This is a genomic window from Microbacterium sp. AC215, from assembly GCF_979258645.1.
In genome coordinates this window covers 3398665-3420149 of the sequence record NZ_OZ409869.1, presented here as the reverse complement: position 1 = coordinate 3420149, position 21485 = coordinate 3398665, and the positions used below count along the sequence as shown (strand labels likewise).

Below are 21485 nucleotides of genomic sequence, written 5' to 3'. Positions count from 1 at the left end.
CTCCTCATCGTGTGCGTCGGCGGCATCGATCCTCGACGCACCTGTGGTCTGACCACAGTAGCGCGTGTGGTCAGACCACGCAATCGGGGTACGCCGACACAGCGCCCGAGGGCGGAGCAGGACGCGAGGGCGTTCAGCCCAGCCGCCCACCCGACTCTTCGAGGTAGCACGCGCCGCACAGCGACTCGTAGGTCGTGATCTCCGGCGCCAGCGATCCGTCAGCGCCCTCGTCGATGGCGACCTGGTCGCCGTCGAAGACGAACCGACCACCGATCACACGACCGTTGAAGACGGCCTTGCGCCCGCAGCGGCAGATGGTCTTCAGCTCCTCGAGGGAGTGCGCGATCGCGAGCAGACGAGCCGACCCCGGGAAGGCGTGGGTGAGGAAGTCATTGCGGATGCCGTAGGCGATCACCGGGATGCCGTCCTCGATCGCGATGCGGAAGAGGTCGTCGACCTGCTCCGCCGTGAGGAACTGCGCCTCGTCGATCAGGAGGCAGGCGACATCGATCGACCCCCCGCGGACCGGTTCATCGGCGACCGCACGGCGCACGCGATCCCGGTGCTCGTCGAAGAGCTCGCGGACGTCCGCATCCGGAGCGATGAGATAGTCGACGTGCCGCGTGACACCGAGTCGACTCGCGATCTCGGATGCACCCTTGGTGTCGATCGCCGGCTTCGCGAGCAGCACGTGCTGGCCGCGCTCCTCGTAGTTGTACGCGGCCTGGAGCAGCGAGGTGGACTTGCCCGAGTTCATCGCCCCGTAGCGGAAGTAGAGCTTCGCCACCGGCGCGCTACTCGTTGATGCCGAGCGTGGCCGCCGTCGCCGCGGTGGACTTCGCCGCCAGCTCGGGGTCCTTGTTCAGCTGCTCGCCGAATGTCGGGATGAGCTCGCGCAGTTCCGACTCCCAGCCGGGGTACTCGTCGGGGAAGCACTTCTTCAGCAGATCGAGCATGATCGGCACGGCGGTGGAGGCGCCGGGCGAGGCGCCGAGCAGACCGGCGATCGAACCGTCGGCCGCGGACACCACTTCGGTGCCGAACTGCAGGATGCCGCCCTTCTTGGGGTCCTTCTTCATGACCTGGGCGCGCTGCCCCGCGTCGATGAGCGTCCAGTCCTCGTCCTTCGCCGTCGGCATGAACGTGCGCAGGCTGTCGACCTTCTTGGCGTGGTTCTTCAGCAGCTCCCCCACCAGGTAGGTGATGAGGTCGGGATTCGCGAACGCGACGCGCAGCATCGGCCACAGATTGTGCGTGCGCACCTGCGACACGATGTCGAGCATCGAGCCGTTCTTGAGGAACTTCGGGCTGAAGGTCGCGAACGGGCCGAACATCAGGGAGGCCTCGCCGTCGACCACGCGCGTGTCGAGGTGCGGGACCGACATGGGCGGGGCGCCCACCGAGGCCTGCGAGTACACCTTCGCCTTGTGCTGCGCGACGATCTTCGGGTTCGAGGTCTTGAGGAACTGCCCGCCGATCGGGAAGACACCGTAGCCCTTGATCTCGGGGATGCCCGAGCGCTGCAGCAGCTTGAGCGCCCAGCCGCCGGCGCCGACGAACACGAAACGCGCCTTGATCTGGTTCGGCGTGCGACCGATCGTCGTGCGGTAGTTGATGAGCCAGGTGCCGTCCTTCTGCTTCTTCAGGCTCTTGACCTCGTGGTTGGTGCGCAGCGCGACGCCCGACTCGGTGAGGTGGTCGAAGAGCTGGTGCGTCAGCGCACCGAAGTCGACGTCGGTTCCGGCGGGCACGCGGGTGGCCGCGAACGGCTCGCCCTTACGGCGCTGCTGCATGAGCAGCGGCGCCCACTTGTTGATGACGCGGGAATCCTCGCTGTACTCGATGCCCTCGAACAGCGGCTGCTTCTTCAGGACCTCGTAGCGGTCCTTGAGGTACTTGACGTCCTTCTCACCGCGCACGAACGTCATGTGCGGCGTCGCGTTGATGAAGGTCGACGGCGCATCGAGCACGCCGCGATCGACCAGAGACGACCAGAACTGACGACTCTGCTGGAACTGCTCGTTGATCGAGACGGCCTTGGCGGGGTCGAGCGGAGCGCCCTTCTGCTGCGGCATGTAGTTCAGCTCGCAGAGCGCCGCGTGGCCGGTGCCCGCGTTGTTCCACGGGTTCGACGATTCCTGAGCCACATCGGAGAGTCGCTCGAACGCGACGATCTTCCAATCCGGCTGCAGCTCGTGCAGAAGGGTACCCAGGGTGGCGCTCATGATGCCACCACCGATCAAGACGACATCGACGGTTTCGGTCACCACGACAGTCTAGTTCGCGGTCACGGCACGACAGACCACGCGGGGCCGTCCGGCGAGACCGGATCCGCATGACCGCGATGCGGTCAGGCTATGGCGACCAGGCGCTCGGCGAGGATCTCGGCGATCTGCACCGCGTTCAGCGCCGCGCCCTTGCGCAGGTTGTCGTTGCTGATGAACAGCACGAGGCCCTTGTTCTCGGGAGCGGACTGGTCGGCGCGGATTCGTCCGACGAAGCTCGGGTCCTTGCCCGCGGCCTGGAGCGGCGTGGGCACCTCGTCGAGGACGACACCGGGGGCTGCGGCGAGCACCTCGGCGGCGCGCTGCGGCGTGATGTCGCGGGCGAACTCGACGTTGATCGAGAGCGAGTGGCCCGTGAAGACGGGAACCCGCACGCACGTGCCGGCGACACGGAGGTCGGGCAGCTCGAGGATCTTGCGGCTCTCGTTGCGGAGCTTCTTCTCCTCGTCCGTCTCGTTCTGACCGTCGTCGACCAGGTTGCCCGCGAACGGGATGACGTCGAACGCGATCGGAGCGACGTACTTCTCGGGCTCCGGGAAGTCGATCGACGAGCCGTCGTGCACGAGGCGCAGCGTGTCGCCCTGGGCGAGGACGCCCTCGACCTGCCCGAGGAGCTCCTGCGCACCGGCGAGACCCGAACCGGAGACGGCCTGGTAGGTCGAGACGATCAGGCGCTCGAGACCCGCTTCGGCGTGCAGCGCCTTCAGAACCGGCATGGCTGCCATGGTCGTGCAGTTCGGGTTGGCGATGATGCCGCGAGGGCGGTCGTCGATCGCGTGCGGGTTGACCTCGCTGACGACCAGCGGAACCTCGGGATCGTTGCGCCAGGCGCTGGAGTTGTCGACGACGACGGCTCCGGCCTCGGCGAAGCGGGGAGCGTATGCGCGGCTGGCGGTCGCGCCGGCCGAGAAGAGGGCGATGTCGATGCCCGCGGCATCCGCCGTCTCGACATCCTCGACGATGACGGTCGCGCCGCCGAACTCGATGGCGGTGCCTGCAGAGCGCGACGACGAGAACAGACGCAGCTCGCGAATCGGGAAGGACCGTTCGGCGAGAATCTCGCGCATCACGGTGCCCACCTGGCCGGTGGCGCCGACGATGGCGACGGAGAGTCCTGAGTCGGAGATGCGGGTCATGATGTTCCTTGGCGTCGTGCAGTGCTGCATGCGAGGCTTCAGGCGCGACGTCGGGATGCGGATGCCGCGCCTGGCGCCGATGTCAGGGTTTCGGTGAGTCTACCGTGCCGTCCGGTGATCGAGGACCGACCGTCGGGCGGGGTGCGGGCCGGGTCAGCATCCCGAGTCAGTGTTGCGGATCGAGTCACGATTCGCGGACGGGATCAGCTGACACTTCCGCAGATCGTGCGGTCATCCGCAGATCGTGCGCGATCGGGGAGGGTCAGCGACCGGTGCCGGCGTGGACCGTGGCCTCGGCATCGCCGTCGAGTCCGTACGCCGTGTGCACGGTGCGGGCGGCCTCGGCCAGGTCGGTGTCGCGGAGCACGACCGAGATGCGGATCTCGGACGTCGAGATCATCTCGATGTTGATGCCACCGGCCGACAGCGCCTCGAACAGCGTCGCGGAGACTCCCGAGTGCGTCCGCATACCCGCTCCGACGACCGACAGCTTGCCGATCTGATCGTCGTGCACCAGGTTCTGGAAGCCCACTTCGGTCTGCTCCCCCGCGAGCGCCTTGAGCGCAGCCGAGGAATCGGCCTTGGGAACCGTGAACGAGATGTCGGTGCGACCCGTGGCCGACACGTTCTGCACGATCATGTCGACGTTGGCGCCGGACTTCGCGACGATCTTGAAGATCTCCGCCGCCTTTCCCGGCACGTCCGGAACGCCGGCGACGGTGATCTTGGCCTGGCCGAAATCGGTGGCGACACCGGCGACGATCGGTTCTTCCATGGCTGCTGCTCCCTCGGCTTCGCGAGGGTTCTTCATACCCTCGCCCAGAACGTATGTGCCTTCGGACGACGAGAACGTCGAACGGGCGTGGATCAGGACGCCGTGACGGCGTGCGTACTCGACAGCGCGGATGTAGAGCACCTTCGCGCCGTTGGCGGCGAGCTCGAGCATCTCCTCGCTGCCGATGTGGTCGAGCTTCTGCGCCTTCGGGATGACGCGGGGGTCGGCCGTGAAGATGCCGTCGACGTCGCTGTAGATCTCGCAGACGTCGGCGTCGAGGGCCGCGGCGAGAGCGACGGCCGTCGTGTCCGAGCCGCCGCGTCCGAGCGTGGTGATGTCGCGGGTGTCGCGGTTGAAGCCCTGGAAGCCGGCGACGATGACGATGGCCCCCTCGTCGAGCGCTTCGCGCAGACGGATGGGGGTGACATCCACGATGCGGGCGGCGCCATGCTGCGAGTCGGTGATCATGCCCGCCTGGCTGCCGGTGAACGACCGCGCCTCGAAGCCCATCGAGTGGATGGCCATGGCCAGGAGCGCCATCGAGATGCGCTCACCGCTCGAGAGCAGCATGTCGAGCTCACGCGGAGCGGGAATCGGCGCGACCTCGTTGGCGAGGTCGAGCAGCTCGTCGGTCGTGTCGCCCATCGCGCTCACGGCGACGACGACGTCATGGCCGGCGCGACGCGTGTCGACGATGCGCTTGGCGACGCGCTTGATGCTCTCTGCGTCGGCGACTGAGGAGCCGCCGTACTTCTGCACGATGAGGGCCACGTTCACTCCCTGGGATGTCGGGCGGATCCGCCCACCCCCATTCTACGTTTGGCGCATATGCGCTTCTTCGCATGTGACGGTCGCGCCCGGGTGGGTCAGGGCGCGGGCGGCAGGGGCACTGCAGGCAGGTCGGCTCGGGCAGCGGCCTGGGGACGGAGGCGCCCGCCGGTGGCCGCGAACCAGCAGCCCGCGATGATCAGCGGGAATCCGATGAGCAGCCCGGGCGTCAGCGGCTCGGCGAGCACGATCGCACCGAGGATGATCGCCACGACCGGGTTCACGTAGGTGAACAACGGCGCGCGGACGGGGCCGACCTCGCGGATGAGAGCGAAGAATGCCAGGAAGGCGACGGCGGTGCAGATGACGGCCAGCGCGAGGAGCGCGAAGATCGAGGGAAGCGTCGGCATCTGGTGCTGCGTGAGCAGACCGATGGGCAGGTAGATCACGCCGATCATGAGCAGCGACAGCGTGATGGTGCCGAGCGAGGGGACGTCGTTCAGCTTTCGGGCGACGATGAAGGGGGCGATCGCATAGAGGATGGCGACCAGCAGCACCTCGCCGGCCGCGATCAGACTGACCTCACCACCGAACAGTCCGGGCCCGGCGACGACGATCGCGACGCCGATGAATCCCACGAGAAGACCGATCCCCCGCGCCGGGCGCAGGACTCCCCGGTCTCCCCCGCCCAGTGCGATGAGCGCCGCGAACAGCGGCACGGTCGCGACGAGCAGACCCGTCATGCCCGAGGGCAGGGTCATCTCGGCGTGGCCGAGCAGCACGAACGGACCCGCCATCTCGACGAGGCCGAACGCGAGCACCCAGGGCCAGTGCTTCCACGCCGCTCTCAGCGCACCGCCGCGAAGCGCGAACGGGAGGAGGAGCAGCGCCGCGATGAGGGTGCGCCCGGCGACGATCGCGGGGGGCGACAGGGACTCGACCGCGATGCTGATGAACAGGTACGGCACGCCCCACAGCAGCGCCATGGCCCCGAAGAGCAGCCACCCGCGTCGCGAGAAGCCGCCCTGTGCGTTCACAGCACGCGCCGACCCTCGAATGCGCGCCCGAGGGTGACCTCGTCGGCGTATTCGAGGTCGCCACCGACCGGAAGGCCGGAGGCGAGGCGGGACACGGTGATCTGCATCGTGGTGAGCAGGCGGCTGAGGTAGCTCGCAGTCGCCTCGCCCTCGAGGTTGGGGTTCGTCGCGAGGATGACCTCCTGCACCGTGGCGTCGCCGAGACGCGACATCAGCTGGGCGATGCGCAGGTCGTCGGGGCCGATGCCGGCGATCGGGCTGATCGCGCCCCCGAGCACGTGGTACAGGCCACGGAACTCGCGGGTGCGTTCGATCGCGGCGACGTCCTTCGCGTCTTCGACGACGCAGATGACGGCCGGATTGCGTCGGGGGTCGCGGCAGATCGCACAGCGTTCCTGCTCTGCCACGTTGCCGCAGATCTCGCAGAAGCGCACCCGCAGCCGCACTTCCACGAGCAGCTCGGAGAGACGCGCGACGTCGAATGTCGGCGTCTGCAGGATGTGGAAAGCGATGCGCTGCGCGGACTTGGGGCCGATTCCGGGGAGTCGACCGAACTCGTCGATCAGCTCCTGGACGATGCCGTCATACATCAGGAGAACCTCGTCGGGGGCTCGTAGGGCTCTTCGCGAACGAACGTCGCGCCGAGCACCTGGCGGATCACGGCCTCGCCGTAGCGCTGGACTCCCCCGGCGGGGGCGCGCTCGGTGATCGCCGGGGCTGCGGCGGCCGAAGCCACTCTGCGCGCAGGGGATGCCTGTGCGGTCGTCGACCGCGCGGAGGGAGCGGTCGACGACGAGCCTCCGGCGGGCGGCGCCGCCTGCGACATCGGCGCCGGCTCGTACGACGGGTCGTAGGGCGGCTCGTCGTCGAAGTACGGCGGCTCATCGTCGATGGGCGGAGGTGCGTCGTCTCGGATCTCCGGTGAGACGTCACTCGTCGCGCGGCTCGGAGGCGCCGCCGTCTGAGGCGCCGCCGTCTGAGGCGCCGCTGCGGCAGAGGTGGCAGCAGGCACAGGCGCCGCCGGCGGAGCGGTCACCGGAGCGGGCTCAGCGAGCTCGGATGCCGGGATCGACGCCACCGCCCACTCGGTGACGGGGGCCGAGGAACTCCCTGTCTGAGGAGCCGACGACCGAGCGGCCACGGTCTCCGTCTTCGGCGACTCACCACGCGGCTTCTCGGCGTGCGGGGTCTGCGATCGCGGTGACTGAGCTCGCGGTGACTCCGCTGACGCAGGCTCCGATGCGGGCGCGTCGTCGGTCGGGCGTCCCGATGAAGGCGTCGCGGGCTGGCGAGGCGCCCCCCCCGCTGGCATCGGAGCAGGGAGGTACTTGACGCGCACGCCGAGCTCCTGCTCGATGGCGCCGCGCAGATGGTCGGAGGGACCCGAACCCGGCGTCGTGCCCTTGAACTTGGCGACATCGTGCTGGCTGGTGAAGCCCAGAGTCAGCACCTCGGTGTCCGTGACGTATGCGAGCGGCTGGACGGCGGTGGCCAGCAGCCACGACGTGCGGCTGACGCTCTCGAGCCGCTTGAGGACGGCCGGCCAGGCGGCGGTGATCTGCTCGAAGGCGACCGGCCCGGAGGGCGCTGCGACCTCGGCGGCCGGTGCGGCGTCGACAGCCGGTGCAGCGCTCGACGTCGCATCGGCAGGGGTCGCTTCGGCCGTGTCGGACTCCCCGGTCTCCCCGCCGGCCGGTTCGGTCGTGGTCGCCGGTCGATCGGCCGCAGCCTGAGGAGCCGCGGCGGGAGCAGCCGACGAAGCAACGGCAGCGGCGGGAGCCGCCTGTGCAGGCGCGGACGCCCGCGGCGGGGCGGAGGCGGCAGCGGCCGGTGCGGATGGGACGGCGGCGACGGCATCCGCTCCCGCAGCGAGCACGCGAGCGACCATCAGCTCGAGGTGCAGACGGGGCGAGGTGGCGCCCGACATGTCGTCGAGGGCGGCGCTGACGATGTCGGCCGTGCGCGAGAGTCGGGCCGACCCGAAGGAATCGGCCTGCGTGCGCATGCGCGCGAGCTCGTCGTCGGCGATTCCACGGAGCACCGACGACGCTCCCGCACCCACAGCCGCGATCACGATGAGGTCGCGCAGACGCTCGAGCAGATCGTCGACGAAGCGACGCGGGTCCTGGCCGGTCTGCACCACACGGTCGATCGCCGGGAACGCCGCTGCGGCGTCGGCGCCGGCGAGCGCATCGACGATCTCGTCGAGCAGCGCGGCGTGCGTGTAGCCGAGGAGCGCCACGGCGCGCTCGTAGGCGACGGTCACGGTCTCGGAACCTGCGGGCGAGTCGGAACCGGCGATCAGCTGGTCGAGAAGAGACAGGGTGTCTCGCGGCGAGCCTCCCCCGGCGCGGACCACCAGAGGAAGGACACCGCGCTCGGCGACCACGCCCTCTTCGCCGCACAGCTTCTCGACGTACTCGAGCATCGCCGCCGGGGGCACCAGTCGGAACGGGTAGTGGTGCGTGCGCGAGCGGATCGTGCCGAGCACCTTCTCGGGCTCGGTCGTCGCGAAGATGAACTTGACGTGCTCTGGCGGCTCTTCGACGAGCTTGAGGAGAGCATTGAACCCCTGCGGCGTCACCATGTGCGCCTCGTCGAGGATGAAGATCTTGTAGCGATCGCGGCTGGGGGCGAACGTCGCCCGCTCGCGCAGATCACGTGCGTCGTCGACGCCGTTGTGGCTGGCCGCGTCGATCTCGACGACGTCGAGCGAGCCACCGCCCGCCCGCGACAGCTCGACGCAGCTCGGGCACTTTCCGCAGGGCACGTCGGTCGGGCCCTCCGCGCAGTTCAGGCAGCGGGCGAGGATGCGCGCAGACGTCGTCTTTCCGCATCCACGGGGTCCGGAGAAGAGGTAGGCGTGGCCGACACGGTCGCCGCGGAGCGCAGTCATCAGCGGTTCGGTCACCTGGGACTGCCCGATCATCTCGCCGAACGACTCGGGGCGGTAGCGGCGGTAGAGGGCTGTGGTCACCAGAACAGCCTACGGCGTGCCACGGACGTTCAGGCAGACGAGCGCCGACGATCGCGCCCGGGATCCGCGACGCGCCGCTGAGACGGCCGAGGTTCGGCGAAGGCTCACGACGACGCGGCCTCGAAGACGCCGCCGACCACCTCGACGACCCCGCCCGTCGCGTCGACCAGCTCGCCGACCGCGCTCACCAGATGCACGACGCCACCCACCGCTTCGATCACCTCGACCACGGCTCCCGCGACCTCCATCGCGCCCTCGATCCCCTCGGTGACCCGCAGGGCCTGCGACTCGGTCTGCAGCACAGCCGTCCATGACCGCTCCAGACCGAAGAGCACCGCATAGGGCAGCAGTCGCTCGTTCAGCAGGAACCTCTGCAGTCGTTCCGCCGACGCCGCCGACGAGACGTCCGCCCGCAGATCCGCCCCGTCCGTCGACTGCGAGAACCGCAGCGGCTCCGCCTCGGCGAGGGCGATGTACTCGCGCATACCGGCGAGGTGCGCGCGCAGCGGCTGCGCCGCAGGGCGGAACCGTCGCCACGCCCGCGGAGCGACCACGATCGCCGCGACCGCCGCGACCAGGCCGACGACCAGCACGGCGTAGAGAGCCGCACCCGGCTCGCTCACCGACCAGGCGGCTATGAGCAGCAGAAGGCAGATGCCCCCCACCAGCACCGCGGCGACGCGGATCAGGAACGTGGCCCACCCGCGTCGACTCCGGTCGATGAGCCCCGCGGCCGCGAGCCGCTTCTCCGCCTCATCGAGGACACCGCGCACCCGGCGGTGCAGGGCCCGGGCATCCGCACTGAACCGTCGCACCCGCCCCGGGGTGTGATCCGGCCCGAACAGCGCCTCGAGCACGCTGAGCTCCTCGGACGTGAACGTCGCACCGACGACGACCTCCATGCCGACGGGTGCACGCCGTTGCGACCTGCCGGTCGTCGCCGCGTCGGCGTCGACCAGCAGCCGCACCTTGCGCTGCACGGCCAGATCGATCAGCGCGGCGGCTACGGCCTTCCGATCCGCGTTCAGCAGCAGCGCGTCGTGCAGCACGGTCGCACCCTCGGCCGGGCTGAACCGCGCACCGGGGGACGCGACGCGCTGCACCGAGCGCGCCCGCTCGACCACCGCGAGCACGAACAGGAGCAGCGCGGGCGCGAGTCCGAACAGCGCTGCGGTGATCAGCACCTCAGTCGATCGGCTCGATGATGGGGATGGCGGTCGTGATCACCGGGACGGATGCGGACAGCCGCGTGCCGTCCTCGCGCAGCGCGTCGGCGAACTGCCGCAGCGACGGGCGACCGGGGATGAGCGGTCCCTGATCCGCGAGTGGGACGACGACCTCCTGCTCGGTCGTGGCGATGTATGCCACATCGCGCACCGTGAACGGCACCGGGTCTCCGGAGAGCACTCGCACGCGCAGCTCACCCGTCGTGAGCGTGACCTGCAGAGAGGCCCCCTGCCACTGCAGCGGGTACGACAGCGACGGCCAGTCGGCGGGCAGCCGCGGGTCGAAGCTGAGCTCGCCGGCATAGTCGCGCATACCGCCGAAACCGCAGACGAGAGCGGTCCACACGCCTCCGGCCGACGCTACGTGCACACCGTCCGCCGCGTTGTGGTGCAGGTCGTGCAGGTCGACGAACAGCGACTGCCGGAAGTACTGCAGAGCGAGATCCTGGTAGCCCACCTCGGCGGCGAGGATCGACTGCACGACGGCCGACAGCGTCGAATCGCCCGTGGTCAGCGGGTCGTAGTAGTCGAAGTCGGCCTTCTTCTCCTCCGGCGTGAAGTGGTTGCCCTGCAGGAACAGCGCGAGCACGACATCCGCCTGCTTGAGCACCTGGAACCGGTAGATGACGAGCGGGTGGAAGTGCAGCAGCAGCGGTCGCTGCTCCTTCGGCGTGTGCGCCAGATCCCAGACCTCGCGCTCGAGGAACAGCGAGTCCTGCGGGTGGATGCCGAGCCGTTCGCTGAACGGGATGAACATCGCGTCGGCGGCGCGCTCCCAGCCTTCCGCCTCGCCCTCGGCGAGTCCGGTGCGCTCGACGACCCGGGCGAACTCCTCGCCGTTGGCCTCCTGCGCCTCACGCACGACCTTCGCCGCGTAGCGCAGGTTGTAGCGCGCCATGACGTTCGTGTAGAGGTTGTCGTTGACCACTGTGGTGTACTCGTCAGGACCTGTCACACCGTGGATGTGGAAGGTCTCGATGCCGTCGTCGTCCTTCGTGTCGGCGACGAGGCGCGAGGTGCGCCAGAACCCGAGTGTCGCCCACAGTCGCGCCGTCTCGATCGCGATGTCGATGCCCTCACGCCGCAGGAAGTCGTCGTCGCCCGTCGCGCGCACGTACTTGCCGAGCGCGAAGCTGACGTCGGCGTTGATGTGGTACTGCGCCGTGCCGGCCGCGTAATAGGCGGAGGCCTCTTCGCCGTTGATCGTGCGCCACGGGAACAGCGCGCCCGCCTCGTTGAGCTGCGCGGCCCGTCGGCGAGCCGCCGGAAGCATGAGCACTCGCGCCCGGAGCGCGTTGCGCGCCCACTGCGGCGACGTGTAGGTGAGGAACGGGAGCACGTAGATCTCGGTGTCCCAGAAGTAGTGTCCGCTGTATCCCGACCCCGAGACGCCCTTCGCGGGCACGCCGGTTCCGTCGGCGCGGGCCGAGGCCTGTGCGAGCTGCAGGAGGCACCAGCGGGTCGCCTGCTGGATGTCGTCCTGTCCGCCGATCTGCACGTCGCTGCGAGCCCAGAAGGCAGCGAGCCACTCGGCCTGTCGATCGAACTGCGCCTGGACGCCCTCGACCGCGACGCGGTCGAGGGATCGACGGCAGCGGTCGACGAGCTCACGGGCCGGCACACCGCGGGAGGTGTGGTAGCTGACGAGTTTGGTGACCGTGATGGGCACCCCGGCCTTCGCCTGCACCCGGAACACGTTCTTCGAGATGTCCGCCTCGATGAGAGTGCGCGAGGTGTAGTCGTTCTCGGTCTCGATGATGTGGTCGGCGACCACTGCGACCGTCATGCCTGATGCCGCGACGCTGTAGGACAGCGCGGAGCGCAGTCCGTCCTGCCAGTACTCGCCGGGCTCGAGCACGCGCTCGGCGATCTTCTCGGCCTTGCGCGGATCGAATCCGCCCTTGGCCTGGTTCGGGGTGCCCGCGTACACGCCGGCACCGTCCTGGCGGTTGATCATCTGGCAGCTGACGGTGACCGGGGCGTCGGCGTTCTCGACGACGACCTCGAGTCGCAGCACGGCGAGGTGGCGCTCCTCGAAGCTGACGATGCGCTCGTCGCGCATCCGCACGCGCTTGCCCGACGGGGTCTCCCACACCACGGTGCGCTCGAGCACGCCGGTGCGCATGTCGAGCGTGCGGCGGTACTCGCGCACGTCCGCTTCGTCGAACGAGATCGGCTCGTCATCGACATAGACGCGCATGACCTTGGCGTCGGGGGCGTTGACGATCGTCTGCCCCACCTCGGCGAAGCCGTAGGCCTGCTCGGCGTGCCGGATCGGCCACGTCTCGTGCAGTCCGTTGATGAAGGTGCCGTGCTCGTGGGCGCCGCGCCCCTCGATGTGGTTGCCCCGGAGTCCGAGGTAGCCGTTGCCGACGGCGAACAGGGTCTCGGCGACCCCGTCTTCGGAGTAACGCGTCTCGATGAGGCGCCAGGGGTCTACGGGGAAGCGGTCGCGGTCGATCATGCGGTCTCCTCGTTGTCGGAGCGGGGTGCCTGAGCGGCGGAGTCGGACGGCGCGGACTCGTCGGCCGCGGGGTCGAGGAACACGTCGAGATCGTCGACGACGACCGTCGCGCCGGCGGCGCGCAGCGCGTCGGCCCCGGTGCCGCGGTCGACGCCGACGACGGTCGCGAATCCGGCTGCGGCGGCAGAGGCCGCGCCCGAGGTCGCGTCCTCGACGGCGATGCTGCGGGCCGGGTCGACGCCCAGCGCCACGGCGCCGGCGCTGAACATGTCGGCGGCGGGCTTGGAGGCGAGGTTCTCGCGCTCTGCGACGACACCGTCGACCACGATGCGGAAGAACGAGCGGATGCCGGCGGCAGCCAGCACCTCTTCGGCGTTCTTGGAGCTCGAGACGACACCGAGCGGGATGCCGGCGGCGGAGAGCTTCTCGACGAGTGCGAGCGATCCGGGGAACGGGGCGATGCCCTCGCCACGCAGGGACTCGGCGAACGCGGCGTTCTTGCGGTTGCCGATGCCGCAGATCGTCTCGGCCTCGGGCGGGTCGTCGACCGCACCCCAGGGGATCTCGACGTTGCGGCTGCGCAGCAGACTGGCCACGCCGTCATAGCGCTTCTTGCCGTCGACGTAGTCGAAGTAGTCGGCATCCGAATACGGAGGAGTGATGCCCCAGCGCTCGAACACGTCGTCGAAGACGACCTTCCACGCGCGCATGTGCACTTCGGCGGTCGGCGTCAGCACGCCGTCGAGATCGAACAGGACGCCTTCGGCGCGGAGCGGATCGGGCAGGGCTTCGGGCACAGCAGCCTCCAGGAGAAGGACGAGGGTTCCGGCACCTCTCCGTGCCACTGTGCAAGCGTAGTGCGGCTCGGCACCGAGCGGTAACCCCCGAGGGCGTATCGGTCAGAGCAGACGGAACGTCTGCCGGGCGATCTCGAGCTCTTCGTTCGTGGGCACCACGAGCACAGCGACTCTGGACGCGTCCGTCGAGATCCGCCGGACTCCGCGCTGGCGTGCGGCATTGCGCCCGTGATCGATCTCCACGCCGGCGAATCCGAGCGTCGCCATCGCTTCCGCGCGCACGGCCGCTGCGTTCTCGCCGACCCCCGCGGTGAAGGAGATCACGTCGACTCCGCCGAGCTGCGCGATGTACGACCCCGCATACGCCCTGAGCCGGTGGATGTAGACGTCGAACGCGAGCGTCGCCGCCGCATCTCCCGCTTCCCTGCCCGCGAGGATGTCGCGCATGTCGCTGCGCCCTGCGAGGCCTTTGAGCCCACTGCGCGTGTTGAGGAGCGCATCGAGATCGTCGATCGAGTACCCGGCTCGACGCGAGAGGTGCACGAGCGCCGCAGGATCGAGATCCCCGGACCGGGTCCCCATGACGAGCCCCTCGAGCGGAGTGAGCCCCATCGAGGTCTCCACCGATCGGCCGCCCTCGATCGCGGTCACCGAGGCGCCGTTGCCGAGATGGAAGACGAGCTGGCGGAGTGTGCCGAGGTCGCGCCCGAGGAACGCGGCGGCCGACTCGCTCACGAACTGGTGGCTGGTGCCGTGGAATCCGTATCGGCGCACCCGGTGCTCCGCGGCGAGCTCTGCGTCGATCGCATAGGTGTAGGCGGCCGGAGGCAGTGTCTGATGGAACGCCGTGTCGAACACGGCGACGTGCGGGACGCCGGAGAACACCGCCCTCGCCGCGACGATCCCGGCGAGGTTCGCGGGGTTGTGCAGCGGGGCGAGCACCGAGAGCTCCTCGATCTGCTCCTCGACGTTCGGTGTGACGAGGGTGGGTGCGTAGAACCGTGCCCCGCCGTGCACCACCCGGTGTCCGACTGCGACGGGCGGATGCTCGTCGAGCAGCGGACCGTGCTCGGCGAACTGGTCGAGCATCACCGTGAACGCGGCATCGTGATCGGCTACGGGCTGCTCGGAGTCGTACGAGGCATCGAGCATCGTGACGACGGCATCCCCTCCGGCATCCGGACGCACCGTGTGGCGGACGGCACTGAGGTCCTGTCCGATCCGGTCGATGAGTCCCGTCGCGAGCTCGTTCTCGTTCTCGATGTCGATCAGGCTGTACTTGAGCGACGAGGAACCGCTGTTGATGACGAGGATCGCGCTCATGCGGTCGCTCCTTCGGACTGCGCCTGGATCGCCGTGATCGCGACGGTGTTGACGATGTCGTCGACCAGCGCACCGCGCGAGAGGTCGTTGATCGGCTTGTTGAGACCCTGCAGCACGGGGCCGATCGCGACGGCACCCGCCGATCGCTGCACCGCCTTGTACGTGTTGTTACCGGTGTTCAGGTCGGGGAAGACGAAGACGGTCGCCCGCCCTGCCACCGCCGAGTCGGGGAGCTTCGCCTTCGCCACCGCTGCGTCGGCCGCGGCGTCGTACTGGATCGGGCCTTCGACGAGCAGCTCGGGTGCACGCTCGTGCACGAGTGCGGTCGCGGCTCTGACCTTGTCGACGTCGGCGCCCGAGCCGGACTCCCCCGTCGAGTACGACAGCATCGCGATGCGCGGCTCGATGCCGAACTGCTGCGCGGTCGCTGCCGACGAGATCGCGATGTCGGCCAGCTGCTCGCTCGTCGGATCCGGGATCACCGCGCAGTCGCCGTAGACGAGCACCCGGTCGGCGAGCGCCATGAGGAAGACGCTCGACACGACGGTGACGCCCGGCTTGGTCTTGATGATCTCGAACGACGGGCGGATCGTGTGCGCCGTCGTGTGCGCGGCACCCGAGACCATGCCGTCCGCGAGGCCCAGGTGGACCATCATCGTGCCGAAGTACGACACGTCGGTGACCGTGTCGGCGGCCTGGGCCAGCGTGATGCCCTTGTGCGCCCGCAGCCGCGCGTACTCGGCCGCGAAGCGCTCGACCATCTCGGGATCGTTCGGGCTGATCACCTGGGCCGCCGATATGTCGACGCCCAGCTCGACCGCCCGAGCCCTGACCGCCGACTCGTCGCCGAGGATCGTGAGATCCGCGACCTCCCGGGCCAACAGGGTCGCCGCCGCTCGGAGGATGCGGTCGTCATCGCCCTCCGGCAGCACGATGCGTCGACGGTCGGAGCGTGCTCGCTCGATGAGGCCGTACTCGAACATCAGCGGAGTGACGACGCGCGACTCCGCGAGACCCAGCTGAGTGGTGAGCTCGGCGATGTCGACGTGGGTCTGGAAGAGCCCCAGCGCCCGGTCGTAGCGGCCCCGCGACTCGGGCGAGATGCGGCCACGGGCCCCCATCACGCGCACCGCGGTGTCGTAGGTGCCGAGGTCGGTCGCGATGATCGGCACGGTCGAGGTGAAGCCGTCGAGCAGCTGGACGATCGGCTCGGGAAGCGGGAAGGGGCCGTTCAGGATGATGCCGGCGACTCGGGGGAACGTGCCGGACGCATCCGCGAGCAGCGTCGCGAGCAGCACCTCGGTGCGGTCGGCGGGGATCACCACGACCGACTCCTCCGTGAGCCGGGGAAGCACGTTCACCATCGACATGCCCGCGACGACGATCGTCAGCGCCTCGCGTGCGAGACGGTCGCGGTCACCCTTGATGAGCCGGCCGTCGACCGCGGCGAGGATGCCGTCGATCGACGGTGCCACCAGGGTGCGGTCCTCGGGGATCGCCCACACCGGCGTGGTCTTCTGCGGGCGCACCGCCGCGACGGCCTGTTCGATGTCGTCGAGCCGATCGGGGTCGGCCCGGTTCACGATGATCGCGAACAGCTCCGCACGCTCGACCTCGAGTTCGGCGAGCGCGAGCGCCCCGATCTGTCCGACCGCGGCGGGAGTGCGGGCGGTGGTCGTGCCCAGCTGCTCGGCCTGCCGCTGCTGATCGCGACCGCTGAGCACGAGCAGCACGGGCGCCGCCAGGTTCGCGGCGATCCGGGCGTTGTACCCCAGCTCTGCGGGGCTGGCGACATCGGTGTAGTCGCTGCCGATGATGACGACCGCGTCGCACTGGGCTTCGACCGCCTTGAACCGGGCGACGATGGTCGACAGCGCCCGGTCGGGGTCGTCTCGCACATCGTCGTAGGTCACGCCGATGCAGTCCTCGTAGTCGAGGTGCACCCCGTCGTGTGCGAGCAGCAGCTCGAGCACGTCGTCGCGCTCGGTCACCGACCGGGCGATCGGGCGGAAGACGCCGACCCGCGGGGTGACGCGCATGAGCGCGTCGAGCACGCCGAGGGCGATGGTCGACTTACCGGTATGGCCTTCGGCCGAGGTGATGTAGATGCTCTGCGCCACAGTCCCACCCTAGGTGCACGACCTCATGATCTCGCTGGGTTGACAGCCGTGCGAAACAGCTCAGCAGGGCGTCGAGAGCGCATCGACCACGGCTGCGGCGTCAGAGGCGTAGCGCGTGTAATAGGTGGGGTCGAGGTTGATCTGCACCCGGTGGATCGCGAGCGACGGATCCATCGACTGCCAGTCGGGGACTCTCGCGAGGCGCTCGTAGAACAGCGTCGCGGCGGTCGCCGGGTCCATGCGCTGCTCGGCCGAACCCCACCAGTGCTGCTGTTGGAAGAGTCCGATGCTCGTCGTCCGGCTGCCGTCGGGGTTCGTGAACCCGCTCGTCTCCCAGTCGCCGTAGTCGATGTTGTTCAGGCTGCTCTCGCCCATCGCCGTCATGACGCCCAGGATCTGCCCGTCTCGACCGAAGCCGAGCGCGGTCGCCGTCTGCATGATGGTCGCGGCGTTCTCGAGCTGCTCCCCCTGCCAGCCCGCGACACCCGCCTCCGGGAACGTGGTCGGATCGGAGATGCAGATCGCCAGCGGCTTCTCGTGGGCGAGTCCCAGCGGGATCAGCACCGCGGCGAGCGCGACCACGATCACCGCCGCCGCAGAGAGTGCGACGCGTCGCAGCACCTTCGCCCGCCGCATCCGCCGCTGCGCTCGACGTCGCGGCGACGCGCGGTGCGTGCGTGCGCGCTGCCGACTCGCCGTCTTGCCGTCGGTCGCCTTGCGGGCGCCTGCCTTCCTGCGAGCCGCCGTCTTCCTCGTGGACGGCGTCTTCCTCGTGGTCGCGCCCCGAGAGCTCATACGCTGCGGGTCTCGCGTCCGCCTCTGCCGACGAACGCGGCGAGGCCGCCCCCGATCGCACCGAACAGATGCGCCTGCCACGAGATGCCCTCGCGAACGCCGACGACGCCGGCGAGCATCGAGCCGCCGTAGAGTCCGATCACGATGAGCGCGACGATCGCATAGAGCACGCGATGAGCGACTCGTCCCGGCGCGAAGACCCGCATCACGGTGTATCCGAAGTATCCGAAGACGAGTCCTGATGCCCCGACGGTCAATGCTCCTGGCGCGTTCACGAGCCATGTGCCGAGGCCGCCGACCACGGCGGCGAATGCGGTGACGGTCCAGAACCTGCGGGCGCCTTCGACAGCGACGAGGCTGCCGAGCACGAGAAGCGGCACGGTGTTGCCGATCAGGTGCGCCCAATCCGCGTGCAGGAGAGGCCCGACCACGATGCCCCCGAGACCCGAGAGGTCCCAGGACCGAAGACCGAAGCCCGTGAAGGACCCGGGGAGGATCGCGTCGACGAGCTGCACGAGCCACATCAGGGCGACGAGCAGCAGAGGCGCCGCGAAACGGCCGAGAGCGCTGGAGCGCGGGGAGTCGGCGGTGCGGGTCACATCGGGCCTTGTCACGTCACGATCCTGTCAGGACTGCCCCGGAGGACCCTGACAAAAAGAAAGTGACCCTCCGCGCACCCAGCAGAGCCCGGTTACCCTTGCTGCGTTTCCGCCCTGGGGGAATTGGCCTGGATGCCGCCACGCGGAGAGCCGTCGACAAGTCTAGCCGATGTCTGCCCCTGCTCTTTGACAGACTGGGCAGGTCATGGATCCCGTCGCCGCCCCTCCCCTGTCGACGTGGCATTTTCCGGGCACGCTGCGCACCTACCAGGCCGAGGTCCTCGACCGGATCCCTCCGGCAGGAGCAGCCCCGCTGCACATCGTCGCCCCGCCAGGCTCCGGGAAGACGCTGCTGGGCCTGCTGCTCGCCGCACGCGAAGGCCACCGCACTCTCGTGCTGTCGCCGACGGTGACCATCCGCCATCAGTGGGTGCGCACCGCGTCGGAGCTGGCGCCGGACGCGGCGGCCGTCTCGGACGATCCCGAGCGTCTCGGCGACCTGACGGTGCTCACCTATCAGCTGCTCAGCGTGACGGGAGACGACTCACCCTTCGACGACCTCGCCAGGGCGATCTGGACGGAGGAACTCGTCGCGAGCGGCCGCAGCGAGGCGGATGCCGCGACGTGGCTCGCCGAGCTGGCGGTCGACAACCCCGCCCGCCACCGCTCCGGCATCCGCAGTCGTGCGCGCCGACTGCGTTCGCGTGTCACCCGCCAGCGCCCTTCGGAGCTCGCTCGCGTGCTGCACCCGAACGCCGTCGCGCTCATCGACCGACTCGTCGAGGCGGGGGTGCGCACGGTCGTGCTCGACGAGTGCCATCATCTGCTCGACCACTGGGCGATCGTGGTGGCCTATCTGGTCGCCCGCATCCGAGAGAGCGGCGCGGAGCCGACGCTGATCGGCCTCACCGCGACCCTGCCGTCGCCCGACGACGAGACCGAGTACGAGAACTACAGCCACCTGCTCGGCGAGGTCGACTACGAGGTGCCGACACCGGCGGTGGTCAAGGAGGGCCACCTGGCTCCGTATCGCGATCACGTGATGTTCACCGAGCCCCTGCCCGCAGAGGCCGCGTTCATCCGACGGCACGAATCGCTGCTGCACGACCTGATCACGCAGGTGCTGTCGACCCCCGACGCGCTGTCGTACCTCGAGCATCACCTCCAACCCGCAGAGCCGCAGGACGCCTCTCTCGCCGAGACTCCGCTCGCCCGCCTCGACCGGGCCTTCGCGACGGACTTCGCCCTCACCCGGTCATGCGCTCTCGTGCTGCGCGAGGTTTCTCCGCAGCATCCGCTCATCGCCTCCATCCCGCCGGCCCTGCTCGACCGATGCACGACCGACGACCTGCTGACGGTCCTGTCACGGTTCGCCCAGGCACGGCTGCTCTCGGATCCCTCTGCCGTGCGCCAGTGGGAGTACGTGCGGCGCTCGCTCGCGGACTTCGGGTACGCGCTGACCGACCGGGGTATCCGACGCGGCCGCAACCCGATCGAGACCACTCTGGCGTTCTCCGCCGCCAAGGACCACGCGGCCGTCGAGATCCTCCAGCGAGAACTCGCCGGCGCCGACGGCGATCGGATCCGCGCGGTCGTCGTGACCGATTTCGTCGAGCACGGCAACAGCCGCGGTCTGGCCGGTGACGCACCCGCCGGGGCGCTCCGCACGTTCGGCCTCCTCGCCGTCGACGCTGTCACCTCCCGACTGCGCCCCGTGCTGCTGACCTCGCAGCACCTGCGTGTCCGCGCCGACGACGCCGCCGACATCGCGGTCGCGCTCGAAGAACTGCTCGGCGAGCCGGTCGGCATCGCGGAGGGCACCGGTCCCGTGCGCGACCTGCAGGTGCGCGCCGCCGGAAGCGGACGAGTCGTCGCGGCCGTGTCCGAGCTGATCCGCCGAGACGATGTGCGCCTGCTCGTCGGCACCCGGGGGCTGCTCGGCGAAGGCTGGGACTGCCCGTCGGTGAACACCCTCGTCGATCTCACGACCGTGGCCACCTCGTCGGGCACCCAGCAGCTGCGGGGGCGCACCCTGAGGCTCGATCCGGCATGGCCCGAGAAGGTCGCGCACAACTGGTCGGCCGTCTGCCTGATCCCGTCGCACGTCGACCTCGACGATGCGTCCGAGTCCCTGCGACTCCGTCGTCGGCATTCGCATCTGTGGGGCCTGAGCGCCGAGGGCGACGGCCGGATCGTCAGCGGACTGGGTCATGCACTCACCCCACCCGCCGTCGAGGCGTGGACTCGTGTGCTCGACAAGGACCCGTCGACGACGATCGCGGATCTCGGCGCCCTCGCGCGCGCGCAGTGGCCCTCTCGGAGTCGGACGAGGGAGGAGTGGCGGATCGGCGAGCCGTACCGTGCCCACGAACGGGAGACGGTGTCGATCCGTCGGACGACCCGCGCCCCACTGCTTCGCGCCGCGCAGACGGCGAGGGCGGGAGCGGTCGGCGGCTTCCTCGCCGGCGCCGCGACGACAGGCGTGCTCGTCACCCCGCTCGCGCTCTTCGGGGTCTCCTTCGCCCCTGCCTTCGGGGTCGCGCTCGCGCTGATCGGGGGCGCTGTCGCTGCGACCGCATCCGCTGTGCGCATGCTCGTCCGCTCTCTGCGCGATCGCTCGAGGCCGGCCGAGATCTACCGAGCCGCGGCGGTCGCCGTCGCCCGCACGCTGGAGGAGGCAGGACGCGTCGGGCGGATCGACGAGTCAGCGATCACTGCGCGGCCGGACGACGCCGACCCCACCCGCATCCGCATCGAGCTCGGCGGCTCCGTCTCGGACGCACGCGTGATCGCCGATGCCGTCGAGGAGCTCTTCGCACCGGTGCGCACACCCCGGTTCCTGCTGCGCATCGACGCGGCCGGGCTGCCGCGGGTCCGGGTGCTCGAACGCCTCGCCGACCGCCTCTCCCCCGGACGCACGCTTCTCGCAGTGCCTCGCCTGATCGCCCGGCGGCGCGCAGACGCCGAGCGCTTCTGCGACCATTGGCGGGCCCTGATCGGCACGTGCTCACTGCACGAGCTGAGCGGGGTGCAGGGACTCGCCCTGCTGCGTGTCGCGCGCAGCGCCGACCGCCGGGTGGACCCCGCAGAACCCCGGGCTCGTGTCTGGGGCTGATGCCCGACGCCGGTTCTCACCCCAACCGTAGGCAGCCGGGTTACGATCGGTTCACGCGCACCGCAGCG

15 protein-coding genes and 1 other RNA gene are annotated in these 21485 nt (G+C 69.6%); 1 reads left to right on the top strand and 15 read right to left on the bottom strand.

Annotation, left to right across the window (positions count from 1 at the left end; all coding sequences use genetic code 11):
- Positions 1-133: 133 nt before the first annotated feature.
- The 15 genes from ACZZZF_RS16600 to ffs form a co-directional block, all read right to left on the bottom strand.
- Positions 134-787 (bottom strand): thymidine kinase, encoded by a 654-nt coding sequence (locus tag ACZZZF_RS16600; RefSeq protein ID WP_056279839.1) that lies wholly within the window; start codon positions 785-787, stop codon positions 134-136.
- A gap of 7 nt (positions 788-794) precedes the next feature.
- Positions 795-2267 (bottom strand): malate:quinone oxidoreductase, encoded by a 1473-nt coding sequence (locus ACZZZF_RS16595; RefSeq protein WP_053099206.1) that lies wholly within the window; start codon positions 2265-2267, stop codon positions 795-797.
- Between the two features lie 83 nt (positions 2268-2350).
- Positions 2351-3421 carry an aspartate-semialdehyde dehydrogenase gene (locus ACZZZF_RS16590; protein ID WP_053097389.1) on the bottom strand — a complete coding sequence of 357 codons (1071 nt, stop codon included), beginning with the start codon at positions 3419-3421 and terminating at the stop codon, positions 2351-2353.
- Between the two features lie 262 nt (positions 3422-3683).
- Positions 3684-4967 carry an aspartate kinase gene (locus ACZZZF_RS16585; protein ID WP_053099207.1) on the bottom strand — a complete coding sequence of 428 codons (1284 nt, stop codon included), beginning with the start codon at positions 4965-4967 and terminating at the stop codon, positions 3684-3686.
- Positions 4968-5062: 95 nt separating this feature from the next.
- A complete protein-coding gene (locus ACZZZF_RS16580; RefSeq protein WP_285364125.1) occupies positions 5063-6001 on the bottom strand; it encodes a DMT family transporter in 939 nt (312 codons plus the stop codon).
- Positions 5998-6591, bottom strand: coding sequence for a recombination mediator RecR (recR, locus tag ACZZZF_RS16575; protein WP_053097391.1), 594 nt, complete (start codon positions 6589-6591; stop codon positions 5998-6000). The genes ACZZZF_RS16580 and recR overlap by 4 nt, the downstream gene beginning before the upstream one ends.
- Positions 6591-8978, bottom strand: coding sequence for a DNA polymerase III subunit gamma and tau (locus ACZZZF_RS16570; RefSeq protein WP_463499624.1), 2388 nt, complete (start codon positions 8976-8978; stop codon positions 6591-6593). The genes recR and ACZZZF_RS16570 overlap by 1 nt, the downstream gene beginning before the upstream one ends.
- 104 nt (positions 8979-9082) lie before the next feature.
- Positions 9083-10162, bottom strand: coding sequence for a DUF2207 family protein (locus tag ACZZZF_RS16565; RefSeq protein WP_463499620.1), 1080 nt, complete (start codon positions 10160-10162; stop codon positions 9083-9085).
- A 1-nt stretch (position 10163) separates the two neighbouring features.
- Positions 10164-12668, bottom strand: coding sequence for a glycoside hydrolase family 65 protein (locus ACZZZF_RS16560; protein WP_056279834.1), 2505 nt, complete (start codon positions 12666-12668; stop codon positions 10164-10166).
- Positions 12665-13513 carry an HAD-IA family hydrolase gene (locus tag ACZZZF_RS16555; RefSeq protein WP_400341846.1) on the bottom strand — a complete coding sequence of 283 codons (849 nt, stop codon included), beginning with the start codon at positions 13511-13513 and terminating at the stop codon, positions 12665-12667. The genes ACZZZF_RS16560 and ACZZZF_RS16555 overlap by 4 nt, the downstream gene beginning before the upstream one ends.
- Positions 13514-13567: 54 nt before the next feature.
- Positions 13568-14788, bottom strand: coding sequence for an acetate/propionate family kinase (locus ACZZZF_RS16550; RefSeq protein WP_072591638.1), 1221 nt, complete (start codon positions 14786-14788; stop codon positions 13568-13570).
- Positions 14785-16908, bottom strand: a complete 2124-nt coding sequence (gene pta, locus ACZZZF_RS16545; RefSeq protein ID WP_056279828.1) for a phosphate acetyltransferase — start codon at positions 16906-16908, stop codon at positions 14785-14787. Before pta ends, ACZZZF_RS16550 begins: the two co-directional genes overlap by 4 nt.
- Before the next feature lie 60 nt (positions 16909-16968).
- The gene (locus ACZZZF_RS16540; protein WP_056279826.1) at positions 16969-17703 is read right to left on the bottom strand and encodes a hypothetical protein; all 735 of its coding nucleotides are present in this window, start codon (positions 17701-17703) and stop codon (positions 16969-16971) included.
- On the bottom strand, positions 17700-18317 hold the full coding sequence (locus ACZZZF_RS16535; protein WP_232224462.1) for a rhomboid family intramembrane serine protease: 618 nt from the start codon (positions 18315-18317) through the stop codon (positions 17700-17702). Before ACZZZF_RS16535 ends, ACZZZF_RS16540 begins: the two co-directional genes overlap by 4 nt.
- A 43-nt stretch (positions 18318-18360) precedes the next feature.
- An RNA gene (ffs, locus tag ACZZZF_RS16530) (signal recognition particle sRNA small type) lies at positions 18361-18457 on the bottom strand.
- A 50-nt stretch (positions 18458-18507) separates the two neighbouring features.
- Between ffs and ACZZZF_RS16525 the strand changes: the two genes are divergently transcribed.
- Entirely contained in the window at positions 18508-21417 is a 2910-nt protein-coding gene (locus tag ACZZZF_RS16525) for a DEAD/DEAH box helicase family protein (protein WP_463499618.1), read from the top strand.
- The last annotated feature ends 68 nt before the right edge of the window (positions 21418-21485 follow it).